At 38.3% G+C, this 12,798-nt stretch carries 11 protein-coding genes; 4 read left to right on the top strand and 7 right to left on the bottom strand.

Features of this window, described 5'->3' with window-relative positions; translation table 11 throughout:
• The first annotated feature begins 16 nt into the window (after nt 1-16).
• Nucleotides 17-1,219, top strand: coding sequence for a GTP-binding protein (locus ABEG20_RS01835; protein ID WP_406825718.1), 1,203 nt, complete (start codon nt 17-19; stop codon nt 1,217-1,219).
• A 484-nt stretch (nt 1,220-1,703) separates the two neighbouring features.
• Here ABEG20_RS01835 and tyrS read toward each other — a convergent pair whose 3' ends face one another.
• Entirely contained in the window at nt 1,704-2,990 is a 1,287-nt protein-coding gene (gene tyrS / locus ABEG20_RS01830; protein WP_406825717.1) for a tyrosine--tRNA ligase, read from the bottom strand.
• A gap of 136 nt (nt 2,991-3,126) precedes the next feature.
• Between tyrS and ABEG20_RS01825 the strand changes: the two genes are divergently transcribed.
• The gene (locus tag ABEG20_RS01825) at nt 3,127-3,801 is read left to right on the top strand and encodes a hypothetical protein (protein WP_406825716.1); all 675 of its coding nucleotides are present in this window, start codon (nt 3,127-3,129) and stop codon (nt 3,799-3,801) included.
• 124 nt (nt 3,802-3,925) lie between these two features.
• On the opposite strand, the gene ABEG20_RS01820 is transcribed toward ABEG20_RS01825, so the two are convergent.
• Both ABEG20_RS01820 and ABEG20_RS01815 read right to left on the bottom strand, forming a co-directional pair.
• Nucleotides 3,926-4,264, bottom strand: coding sequence for a hypothetical protein (locus ABEG20_RS01820; protein WP_406825715.1), 339 nt, complete (start codon nt 4,262-4,264; stop codon nt 3,926-3,928).
• 187 nt (nt 4,265-4,451) lie between these two features.
• The gene (locus tag ABEG20_RS01815; protein ID WP_406825714.1) at nt 4,452-4,667 is read right to left on the bottom strand and encodes a hypothetical protein; all 216 of its coding nucleotides are present in this window, start codon (nt 4,665-4,667) and stop codon (nt 4,452-4,454) included.
• Nucleotides 4,668-4,951: 284 nt separating this feature from the next.
• Between ABEG20_RS01815 and ligA the strand changes: the two genes are divergently transcribed.
• Both ligA and dapA read left to right on the top strand, forming a co-directional pair.
• The gene (gene ligA / locus ABEG20_RS01810) at nt 4,952-6,964 is read left to right on the top strand and encodes an NAD-dependent DNA ligase LigA (protein ID WP_406825713.1); all 2,013 of its coding nucleotides are present in this window, start codon (nt 4,952-4,954) and stop codon (nt 6,962-6,964) included.
• A gap of 88 nt (nt 6,965-7,052) precedes the next feature.
• Nucleotides 7,053-7,940: a 4-hydroxy-tetrahydrodipicolinate synthase gene (gene dapA / locus ABEG20_RS01805; protein ID WP_406825712.1), complete on the top strand. Its 888-nt coding sequence runs from the start codon at nt 7,053-7,055 to the stop codon at nt 7,938-7,940.
• Nucleotides 7,941-8,007: 67 nt separating this feature from the next.
• On the opposite strand, the gene ABEG20_RS01800 is transcribed toward dapA, so the two are convergent.
• The 4 genes from ABEG20_RS01800 to ftsZ form a co-directional block, all read right to left on the bottom strand.
• The gene (locus ABEG20_RS01800) at nt 8,008-9,177 is read right to left on the bottom strand and encodes an alpha/beta hydrolase-fold protein (protein WP_406825711.1); all 1,170 of its coding nucleotides are present in this window, start codon (nt 9,175-9,177) and stop codon (nt 8,008-8,010) included.
• A gap of 100 nt (nt 9,178-9,277) precedes the next feature.
• Entirely contained in the window at nt 9,278-9,454 is a 177-nt protein-coding gene (locus ABEG20_RS01795; protein ID WP_406825710.1) for a histone H1, read from the bottom strand.
• Nucleotides 9,455-9,709: 255 nt separating this feature from the next.
• A complete protein-coding gene (locus tag ABEG20_RS01790; RefSeq protein ID WP_406825709.1) occupies nt 9,710-10,951 on the bottom strand; it encodes an aminotransferase class I/II-fold pyridoxal phosphate-dependent enzyme in 1,242 nt (413 codons plus the stop codon).
• 165 nt (nt 10,952-11,116) lie between these two features.
• Nucleotides 11,117-12,748, bottom strand: coding sequence for a cell division protein FtsZ (ftsZ, locus tag ABEG20_RS01785; RefSeq protein WP_406825708.1), 1,632 nt, complete (start codon nt 12,746-12,748; stop codon nt 11,117-11,119).
• Nucleotides 12,749-12,798: the final 50 nt, after the last annotated feature.

Below are 12,798 nucleotides of genomic sequence, written 5' to 3'. Positions count from 1 at the left end.
ACATAATTGCATTAAAATGATAAAGAAATTACCCGTAACCGTGTTAAGCGGTTTTTTAGGCAGCGGCAAAACCACGCTGCTCAACGCCATATTAAGAAATAAGCAAGATCTAAAAGTGGCCGTAATTGTAAATGATATGAGTGAGGTAAATGTTGATGCTGCTTTGGTTAAAAATCAGCATGCCTTGTCCAAAACAGATGAAAAACTGGTAGAAATGAGCAATGGCTGTATCTGCTGTACCCTGCGTGAAGACCTGATGATTGAAGTGGAAAGGTTGGCGAAAGAAAACCGGTTCGATTATCTGCTGATTGAAAGTACCGGAATATCCGAACCTATTCCGGTAGCGCAAACCTTTTCCTTTATTGATGAAGCTTCGGGTATTGACCTCAGTAGATTTAGCCAATTAGATACGATGGTAACCGTTGTGGATGCTTATAACTTTTATCAGGATTTTGGCTCGGCAGATAAACTTGCCGACCGTAATATGGTTGATGACTTAGCTGATCAACGCACGATTGTAAATCTACTTACCGACCAGATTGAATTTGCCAACGTTATTTTATTGAACAAAACTGATCTGGTAAGCGATGCCGACCTTCAGGTATTGAAGGCATTGATTGCAAAACTTAACCCTACAGCAAAAATTTATCAAACACTTTTTGGAGAAATAAATCCGGCTTTAATCTTAAATACGGGTTTATTTGATTTTGATTCGGCCTCTGATGGAGCCGGATGGAAAAAAGAATTGGAAGAAGTCCATCAACCTGAAACTGAAGCATACGGAATCAGTTCGACCGTATTCCGCTCCAAAAAGCCTTTTCACCCGGAAAGATTATGGCATTACATCAATAAGGAATTTCCACAGACCATCATCCGGTCGAAGGGGATTTTCTATTTAGCTGCCATGCCTGAACAGGCCATCAATTTCTCGCAAGCGGGTGGTTCTTTACGTATTGATTTGGCTGGAGTATGGTGGGCAAGCATGCCCGGGCACGAACGTGAACAATATGCAGACTATCTGGAGAACAGGACAGAAATTGATGCGGAATGGGACAACGACTTTGGGGACCGCAAAAATGAACTTGTTTTTATCGGACAGGAAATGGATAATGAGGAGCTGAAAAAATCGCTGGAATATTGTCTGTTAACTGATACAGAAATTAAAGATTACAAAACAAAAAACAACTTTAGGAATCCTTTTGAACGTATTTTGGGTTAAATCTAAAAATAAGTAGATGAAATCGATGAAATGGTAGTTTTTTTATGATATTCTTATGTTTTATTTTGTATAAATTTGATTTACCCAATCAAACTCATGCTAATTATGAAACCCTCAGAAGAATTAACTTTGGTTAAAACCCAACTGTATTGTCCGAAGTGTAAAAATTTCGAAACCTATCGGGTACCAAGAGGTTTTATCTTTAAAACCCTGATGCCATGGATTTCGGTTAAGCGGTACAAGTGTTATAAGTGCTTTAATAAGTTTTACGTATTTAATTAGGATCTATCTTGAATGATTAGCGCTTATTTTGGCCGGTTATATAGCAGATATAGCATGACGGCTTAAATAGGTCTGATTTGAGTTAATCCAGAGCGAGTTATAGATACAAAATAAGTAAAGAATACACCAGAAACCGTATGCAATTTGAAAGCCGATTACGTTAAGCCCAATGAGATAAAAATCTTCATTGGGCTTGTAAATATTACCCGGCGATTAAAAGGAAGTAATTTCTTCTGCCTTTTTGTACCACAATAAATTTGTCGTTGATCAAATGCTCGGTACTGAAAACCTGCATCACATCAGCCACTTTTTCTTTGTTTACGGAAACTCCGCCGCCCTGGATCAGTTTTTTAGTTTCGCCTTTAGAAGGAAAAACGTTGGCCTTTTCTGCAAGCAAGGTAGCCGCATCAATCCCTTCAGCTAATTCAGATTTCGATATATTAAATTGTGGAATACCCTCAAACATTTCCAAAACCTGATTTTCGGTTAAAGTTTTTAAAAATGCCAACGATCCATTGCCAAATAAAAACTCAGATGTTTTAATTGCGGCTTCCAAAGCTTCTACCGAGTGGGTTTTTATGGTAATATCTTCAGCCAAAGCTTTTTGAAGGATACGTAAATGCGGTGCAGCATCATGTTCCCTTTCCAGGGCTTCTATTTCTTCCTTATTTTTTAACGTAAAAATACGGATCCATTTTTTTACATCATCATCTGATGCATTTAACCAAAACTGGTAAAATTTATATGGAGAGGTTTTCTCCGGATCGAGCCAAACGGCACCGCTTTCGGTTTTGCCAAATTTAGTTCCATCAGCCTTTTTAATCAATTGTGTAGTAATAGCATAAGCTGTACCCGCATCTTTTCTTCTGATCAACTCTGTTCCGGTAACAATATTACCCCATTGATCGGAGCCGCCCATTTGCACCAAACAGTTTTCGTTTTTCCACAAGTGATAGAAATCGTAACCCTGGATCAACTGGTAACAAAATTCGGTAAAAGACAGACCAGAATCACCTTCCAAACGTCTTTTAACGCTATCTTTTGCCATCATATAGTTTACGGTAATGTGTTTACCTACATCCCTGATAAAGGTAAATAGGTTCATGTCCTTAAACCAATCGGCATTGTTAACCATTACTGCGCCATTTCCACCTTCTTCAAATTTTAAGAATTTAGCCAATTGCTTTTTCATCCCTTTCAGGTTGTGCTCAATCATCTCAGGGGTCTGAAGATTACGTTCATCAGATTTTCCTGATGGATCGCCCACCATACCGGTAGCACCACCAACCAAAGCAAAGGGCTTGTGACCGGCATTTTGAAAATGAATCAGTGTCATGATCTGCGTTAAGTGACCAACGTGCAACGAATCTGCAGTAGGGTCGAACCCGATATAACCAGAAGTCATACCCTCGTTTAACTTTTCCTCCGTATTCGGCATAATATCATGCAGCATGCCACGCCACCTTAACTCTTCAACAAAATTCGTCATTGTACAAACACTTTAATAATGTGCGTGCAAAGATAAAATTTTAGCTTAGTTTAAAGCAAATTAGTTGGTTTTGTAAATCAGTTATCATAATTAAACGCTGCCTTTATAACCATACCAGAAAACATTACCTTGCAGGATGAACTTTTTATCCCATTATTATTTCGACCGGACAAATAATGATGCCAATGTGGTAATGGGAACGGTTTTGCCAGATCTGGTTAAAAATGCGGCAAAAGAGTCCAATTTATACCCTCAGAAGAATGAATTCCTGTTTAAAGGAAATTCAGATGAAGAAAATCTGCTGCTTGGCTGGAAAAGACATTTAGCTGTTGACCTGCTTTTTCATTCGTCAAATTTCTTCCTGGAGAAAACCACTGAGCTTAAACAGCTCATTAAGCCCATTGTCGAAAATACCCCGGTTCGACCATCTTTCCTAGCGCACATCGGCCTGGAGTTATTGTTAGATCATTTATTGGTTGAACATAATTTAATTCAGGTAAAGGATTTTTACGAAAAGCTGAGTGCGGTAAAAAAAGAATCGTTAAGTGATTTCCTAACACACTGTAACCTTAAAAATCCTGAGATATTCTTTAATTTTTTGGAAAAGTTTATCAGCAGCAAATATCTTTTGAGTTACCAGAAGCTAGAAAACATCAGTTATGCCCTGAACCGGATCTGCATGCGGCTTTGGCCTGAAACATTGGATGAAAAACAACTGCAGCAACTTACCTTAGCATTAGGGATTTTTAAAACAGTTTTAGAAAAGGATTTTATGGATATATTTAGGGAGATTGAGGAAAAACTAGTCTAGTCTTGTGTAAACCTTTTTTAAAGTTTGGCATCTTTTAATAAATTATAAATCACTGGAAGTCCATTTTTTATCCATTTCTTTTTCAAAGCTTCCGGAGTAAAATATTCTACCTTATTATTTTCAATTACACAAAGCATAGTTGGATAATAGTTCCGTCGTAAAATTCCAACCTTTTAAAGCTAGCTATCTGACTATTTATATGAACTAGATTCATATTATAAACTCCTTTTATTGTTTCAGGAGAAACTGCATGCCCACCTTCGGAAACCCTTTGCTGAACTCTTGCCTTACAATGTTCAACTGTATCCAGGCATAAATAATTAATTTGAATATGATAACCGGCATCCTCAAATAAATTTAAATAAATCCAATAATATGGATCAGACAAAGGAGTTTCCAGCACAAAATGTTGTTGCCCTGCTATAGCGCTTTTCATTTCATTAATTAATTTCGCCTCCATCATCGCTGTCGCTCTCTTTTTAATCTATTTGCTTTAGGAATTTCCTTCTTCTACAAGTTGGGTTTCGAAATGAATGCGAGTCTCATCTTTGTTGTAAGACCATATTCCTTCAAATTCTTAAGGAAGCATACTTTGAATATAGGTAGATTTACCAGCTCCATTCGGACCTGAAATTACCAAAAGGGTTGGATCAGAATAATCCATACTCAATACGAACCAGATCTGCTTCTTTTACTGCCAAAGTCTTCAATACCTTAACTTTAATTTTTTTTCCAGCTGACGAAATTTCCTGAATCTCTATGCGACCATCACTATATTCTTTATAAACCTGACCTTTAGGAAGCTTATTAGAGAGAATAAGAAACGGCAGATTCCGGCCGAAGTTCTTCGCAAGCAGATTACGCAAAACAAAGATATTTTTCTTGCTTAGTTTCTGTTTCTACATTATCCAGCGCCATAATAGAAATACTTTAATTTAATGCAAAAAATACAAGTTCAATGCCACAAATCAAAAATGAGGAAATCGTTATTAAAGCCTTTGCCTTTACAGAGAGTAGTTTAATAATCATTAAAATCGCAGACTTCATTCGATCAATTTAAATGATTAGATCTATAAATAAAACGGAGTATTTTATATATTTATTTCAACTCGTTTTGAAAACCCCTTTATCCTTTTTCTATCTTTGTGTTATGTCGCTAACTGCAATAAAAGAAGAAATAGATGCCCTGGTGGCCGAATTAAACCAGCACAATTACAACTATTATGTGCTGGCCATGCCTACCATTGGCGATTATGAGTTTGATAAAAAATTAAAGCATCTTGCCGAGCTCGAAAAAGCAAATCCTGATTTTGCCGATCCGAACTCGCCAACCCAGCGTGTAGGTGGCGATATTACCAAAAATTTTGTTACTGTAAAACACAAATACCCCATGTTATCTTTGGGGAATACCTACAATGAACAGGACTTACGCGATTTTGATGAACGCATCCGTAAAGCCATTGGAGACAATTTCCAATATGTATGTGAGTTAAAATTCGATGGCCTGTCTATTAGCCTTACTTACGAAAATGGCAAACTTATACGTGCAGTTACCCGTGGCGATGGCACTAAAGGCGATGATGTGACTAATAACGTAAAAACCATCCATACTATTCCGCATCAGATCAAATCTGCTCCAGCACCTGAACATTTCGAAATCCGTGGCGAGATTTTTATGCACAAGGCGGCTTTTTTACGCTTGAATGCTTTTCGTGAAGAACTTGGTGAAATCCCTTATGCAAATCCCCGTAACTTTGCATCGGGCACGATTAAAATGCAGGATAGCAAGGAAGTGGCCAAACGGCCGTTGGATGGTTTTATCTACTTTTTGTACACAGATAAAAATGAATTTAAAACGCACTGGGAGAGTTTAAATGCGGTAAAAGATTGGGGCTTTCATGTTTGCGAACACAATAAATTAGTGCCAAACATTGATGCAGTGCTTGATTTTATCCACCATTGGGAAAACGAACGTTTTAAATTAAGTTATGATATTGATGGTATTGTAATTAAAGTAAACAGTTATGCACAACAACAGGAATTAGGTTTTACATCTAAATCACCGCGCTGGGCCATTTCATATAAATATAAGGCCGCAGAGGTTGAAACTGTTTTAGAAAAGGTAACCTATCAGGTAGGCAGAACCGGAGCAGTTACGCCAGTTGCCAACCTGAAGCCTGTTTTATTGGCCGGAACCACTGTTAAACGCGCCACTTTGCACAATGCCAACGAAATAGACCGTTTAGATTTGCATGAAGGTGATACAGTTTATGTAGAAAAGGGTGGTGAAATTATCCCGAAGATCATTAAAGTAAATGTAGAGAAAAGGTTACCAGGATCAAAAAAAGTACATTATCTTCATCGTTGCCCTGAATGTGGAACTGAACTGATCAGAAAAGAAGGTGAAGCGGTACACTATTGCCCTAATGATGAAGGTTGTCCGCCACAGATTGTCGGAAAAATTCAGCACTTCATTTCACGGAAGGCCATGAATATTGATGGACTTGGCGACGAAACCATCGAAACCTTTTACAAACATGGCCTAATTAGGCACATCAGTGATCTGTATACTTTACATGAAAAATCAGATCAGCTCAAAACCTTAGACCGCTTTGGAGAACGTTCGATAGAAAATATGCTCACCGGCATTGAAAAATCGAAGGAAATGCCTTTCGAAAAAGTGCTTTTTGGACTAGGTATTCGTTATGTTGGCGAAACAGTAGCAAGAAAAACCGCCGCTGGTGTAAAAAACATCGATAATCTTTGTAATGCTACGGTAGAAGAATTAATCGCCATTGATGAAATCGGGCAGCGCATTGCGGAGAGTATTGTTGAGTATTTTGGAAAATCTGAGCATTTAAAGCAGGTAGAATTATTAAAATTAGCCGGATTACAGTTTGAAATTGAAGAAAAAGTAATAACGCTGGATAGTGATCGACTTATTGGAAAAACATTCGTAATTTCGGGCGTTTTTGAAAGCTTTAGCCGTGATGAGCTTAAGGATATGATTGAGGCCAATGGCGGCAAGATGCTGAGTAGTATTTCGGGCAAATTGGATTACCTTGTTGCAGGCGATAATATGGGGCCATCTAAACTGGAAAAAGCGAATAAACTAAACATTCCGATCATTAGCGATGCTGAGCTATTGGAAATGATAAAATAAAGTGAGAGAAGGATTGAATGAGTGAATGATAAAATGTGGTAAATATGTTATTATTCACTCATTCAAAATTCAATAATTATAAATTAAAATGAACAAATTTCAGGGTACTGGTGTAGCATTGGTTACACCTTTCAACACAGATGGATCAGTTGATTATAATGGTTTAAAAAACCTGATTAATCATCTGGTAGAAGGAGGGATAGATTACCTCGTTTCTTTAGGTACAACCGGCGAAACCGCTACAATGACCAAGGACGAGAAGAAGAAGGTGTGGGCCTTTACTGCTGAAATTAACAACAATAGATTACCCTTGGTTGCAGGTATTGGTGGCAACAACACTTTAGCTGTGGCTGAAGACATTAAATCTTTTGATGCCTCAGGTTACAGTGCAATTTTATCTGTTAGTCCTTATTACAATAAGCCTACCCAGGAAGGAATTTATCAGCACTATAAATATCTGGCTGAAATTTCTCCATTGGACCTCATTTTATATAACGTACCTGGTCGTACCGGAAGCAATATGAGTCCGGAAACAACCTGCAGACTGGCGCATGATTTTAAAAACATTATTGCAACTAAAGAAGCATCAGGAAGCTTTGACCAGTTTAACCAGATTATGAGAGATAAGCCTACGGATTTTCTTTTAATCTCCGGTGATGATCCGGTTACTTTGCCCATGATCGCTTTAGGTGCAGCAGGTATCATCTCCGTAATTGGAAACGCCCTGCCTAAGCAGTTTTCTGATATGGTCAACCTTTGTTTAGCCGGCGATTATAAAACTGCCCTGCCTGCTCATTTAGGTTTAATAGAATTCACCCGTTTGGCTTTTGCAGAAGGTAATCCGGCAGGGATAAAAGCTGCACTAAAGCATTTAGGCGTTTGTGGCGATACAGTAAGGCTGCCATTGGTTAAAGCATCTTCATCTTTAGAACAATTAATTATTGCTGAACTTGATAAAATAATTCAAACGGCTTAATCTCATGATTAAATCGTAAAAAGGCTTCCAGATTCAACATTTGGAAGCCTTTTAAGTTTGGCAACAATTATTTAAACAACATCGGCGTAAACGCTGATAGGTAATCCCGCCAGTTCGACCAGGTATGCCCACCCTCACTTTCTTTATAATCATATTTGAAGCTCATTCCATCAAGCTTGTGTCTAAACTCACTCACATTTTTATATAAGAAATCCGTTTTGCCTATCGCAATCCAATATAAGTTATAGCCATTTTTCTTTTGCGCTTCAAGTTTCAAGTCCAAATCTTTGTAAACAGGGCTTGCTGCACTGGCTGGTGGCAATATCGCCGGAGAAAATAAACCAACATAACCAAAAGTTTTAGGAGAGTTGGCCGATATATACAGGGAATGAAATCCCCCCATTGATAAACCTGCAATGGCCCGTTCATTCTGGATTTTACCGGTACGATAGTTTTTCTCTGTAAAATCGATAATTTCTTTAAAGTAGGATTCCATATCACCATTAAAAACATCAGGTGTCATCATAATCGGTTTATACAGTCCTTTTGAAGATTCTCCCGGTGCAGCGGTGTTACTGGTGTGGCCATTGGTCATCACCACAATCATCGGCCTGGCTTTGCCAGCAGCGATGAGGTTATCTAAGATTTGAGAAGCTCTACCAAGTTGCATCCAGGCTTCTTCATCCCCTCCAACACCATGTAACAGATATAAAACAGGATAATTACCTTTAGATGCTTCATAACCTGGCGGCGTGTAAACAGTAAGTCTGCGACTGGTTTTAAGCCCGGCGGATTGATACCAACGTTTTGCCACCGTTCCATGCGGTACATCTTTAACCATATATAAATCTGCCTTACCATTTCCCACTAAAAACACATTAACAACAGATGATACATCTCTGATCAGGTAAACATTGTTTGGATCCCGAATCTTCAAACCATCAACAATAAAACTGTAACTGTAAAGCTCCGAGGGTAAAACTGCCGAAGTATAGGTCCAAATACTATCTGTTCCCAATTTCATCTCCTGTGTGGATGGAGTGTTTGGCTTCGAAACCAAAAAATCACCCTGTATTTCAACCTTCCTGGCATTTGGTGCTTTAAGTCTGAAAGTAAAAGTACCATCAGGATTCGTTTGTGGTGATATCATTTCTTTCTGACGGCCAAAATTTAAATTTTCCTGGGCATACATGAACTGCGTGCAACCAAGCAACATAAGTAGAATTAGTTTTTTCATGGTAAGGATAAGGGAAGCTTGATGATTTAATTTTGTGTAATAAAAACAATGGCCTCTTCGCATAAAGAGGCCATCTGGTATACTATTTATTTAAAATCGCTTAAGCTTTATTTTTGGCTTCCTGCACTTCTAAACGGATGGCCTGAGCTAAGTTTTTCAGATCCTGCATACCTTTACGTATACGGGTTCCTGCCGCGCTGTTGCCTTTGTTATAAAATTTGTCTGCATCAGCTTCTAAAGCCGCCACTAAACTCTTTACTTCTTCGAATTTTTTCATTTTTAATTACTCCTATGGTTCTTTAAGGTTTTTAGTTTTAATTATCTAATTTAAAGGGTTTAAGGAAATAAAAAAATTTTTGGAACAATAAAAAACAGTCCATTAAACGGCTTTTTTCAACATATGGAGGGTTTATAAACATAAAACCTATAAAAACCACAATCAACCAACTGAAAAACAAGCAATTGCAAAAAAATAACCATAAAAAAAGCCCTTTAAACATATTTAAAGGGCTTTGTAAAATTTATATTGATCTTAAGCCGTAGCGAAAAGATTCTCTTTATAATATCCGTTTTCTAATTTTTCGGCAACTTCGCTAAAAGCATCTAAAGTACGTTGTACATCTTCCAGTGTATGTACAGCTGTTGGGATTAAACGTAATTCGATCATTCCTTTAGGAATTACCGGATATACAACTATTGAACAAAAGATACTATAATTTTCACGTAAATCGAAGGTAATGGCTGTAGCATCAGACAATTCACCCTTTAAGAAAACCGGTGTCACAACTGAATTGGTTACACCTAAATCAAAACCACGTTCTCGAAGCCCTTTTTGCAAGGTTGTCGCAATTTCCCACAATTTATCTTTAAGCTCTGGTTTGCTTTTCAATAACTCTAAACGCTTTAATAAACCAATTACCATTGGCATTGGTAAGGCTTTGGCAAATGTTTGCGAACGCATGTTGTACCTTAAGAAATTGGTAATCTCTTCTGTTGAAGCGACAAAAGCACCGATACCTGCCATTGACTTAGCAAATGTACCAAAGTAAACATCAATGCCTTCAATGCAATCTTGTGCTTCATGAGTACCTGCACCGGTTTTACCCATGGTACCAAAACCATGTGCGTCATCAACCAGGATACGGAATTCAAACTCATTTTTAAGGTCAACAATTTCTTTTAACTTACCTTGGGCGCCACTCATTCCGAAAACACCTTCGGTAATTAAAAGAATACCACCTCCGGATTCTTTCGTTAACTTGGTAGCACGTTCCAATTGTTTACGGGCACTGTCAATATCATTGTGCTGATAAACAAATCTTTTACCCATATGCAACCGAAGCCCGTCAATAATACAGGCATGTGATTCGGCATCGTAAACAATTACATCATTACGATCAACAAGGGTATCAATAATTGATACCATCCCCTGATAACCATAATTTAATAAAAATGCATCAGGTTTACCAACAAAAGCGGCCAGTTCCTGCTCCAACTGCTCGTGAAATTTAGAATTTCCACTCATCATGCGGGCCCCCATAGGGTAAGCCATACCATATTGAGCTGCAGCTTCTTCATCTGCTTTTCTAACTTCAGGGTGATTGGCTAAGCCTAAGTAATTGTTTAAACTCCAAACCAAATGCTCTTTTCCTTTGAACTGCATGTGTGGTGCAATTTCTCCCTCTAATTTTGGAAATGAGAAATACCCATGAGACCATTTCTGGTGTTGGCCAAGTGGCCCCATGTGCTTTGCTATCTTATCAAATATATCCAATGTATGTATGTGTTTTTATGATGAAATTTTGCGAATTTAAGCTTTATTCGTCTTAAAATCAACCCAATGATTTTTCAAGTCTCGAATTAAGATATTTGTGCGCTAATTTTATGCCAAAAAAGCCCCGATTTTACAACGGGGCTTTATAATTATATTTGGTTTGTTTTAATCAACGTTATCGTGCAGAAAAGAATTATTAGGTCTGATCTCTGTACCACCATCCTGGTCGCTGCTTAAAGTGAACCTGCTTACCTGTGATTCTGAAGAATGCTGAACCTGTTGTAACTGCATTTGTTTGCGTTTGTACGCAGGTTCGTTTTCCAGCTCCTGTAAACCATTGGTTGTGCGCAATTTCATGCTCAAATCTTTTAAACGCAGAATACGTTCTTTAGATTTTTTCAATTGCTCTTCCATTGATTCGTCACTTTTGTCGTCATCTAATCCAACAACCGGCATTTCTATTTCTGGCTCGGGCTGCGGCATAGGCGCTGCTTTAGCTACCGGTGTTTCGAATACAAAATTAGTTTCAGCTAATTTAACTTCGAATTCAAATCCGGTTTCTTTTGCTTCTTCTACCTGGGGCTCTTCTTCAATTAAAGTATGGCGAACCACATTACTTTCCGGTTCCTGAACTTTTTGAGGCTCAGATTTATTGAACATACCACCAAAAAGGTCTGCTTGCGAAACTTCTTCCTTGGTTTTTAAAACAGGTTCATAAGATGGTGCTGCTTTAGGCTGGATAAAAGAATTTACCGGCTCAACAGGGCGAATAAGCGGTGCTTCTTCTGGTGTTAAAAGTGATATTTTCTTTTTATTTTTTTCTTCATGCACACGCTCTTCTGAGGTTTGGAAACCTGTTGCGATGATGGTTACAGAAAGTTTATCGCTTAAAGATTCGTCAGTACAGTTACCCCATATCAAGTCTGCTGATAAACCAGCTTTCTCCTGAATATAGTCTGTAATGATCGAAACCTCATCCATCGTTACCTCGCGTAAACCAGAGCTGATATTTAATAAAATATAACGGGCACCTTCAATTTCGTTATCTTTTAACAATGGAGAAGCCAAAGCTCCCTCTACTGCCTGCAATGCACGGTCTTCGCCCTCAGCAGCGAAACTACCCATGATGGCTACGCCGCTATCTTTCATTACGGTACGCACATCTTTAAAATCCACGTTGATATAACCCGGAACTGTAATAATCTCTGCAATGCCTTTTGCAGCGGTGGTTAAAATATCATCGGCCTGGCCAAAGGCAGAACCCAAGGTCAAGTTTCCGAAGATTTCGCGCAGGCGATCGTTTGAGATCACCAGGTAAGAATCTACATATTTTTTCAACTCTTCCATTCCTTCGTCAGCCTGCAGTCTACGTCTTTTTCCTTCGAAAGAGAACGGCGTAGTAATGATGGCTACAGTTAAAATGTCAAGTTCTTTAGCTGCTTTCGCAATGATTGGAGAAGCGCCTGTTCCGGTACCACCACCCATTCCTGCTGTAATAAAAAGCATTTTGGTGGTACTGCCTAACATGGCCTTTATATCATCTATATTTTCTATAGCTGAGTTTTTACCAACTTCAGGAATAGAACCAGCACCCATTCCTTCGGTTAAACTAGCGCCTAATTGTACCTTGTTAGGGATCGGGCTAGATTCCAAAGCCTGGGCATCTGTATTACAAATAATAAAATCCACACCAGTAATACCAGACAGGTACATATGGTTCACTGCGTTGCCGCCACCACCTCCAACACCAATAACTTTGATGATTGAAGATTTATCTTTTAACATTTCGAACTGCATATCTTTATGAATCAGTTGTTTAAAAATTTTAAATTCTGTTCATTACTCCA

It is taken from the genome of Pedobacter sp. KACC 23697 (genome assembly GCF_045348445.1).
Taxonomy (GTDB): Bacteria; Bacteroidota; Bacteroidia; order Sphingobacteriales; family Sphingobacteriaceae; genus Pedobacter.
Note: the sequence above shows the minus strand (reverse complement) of the source record. Positions and strands in the feature narration are given on the sequence as shown.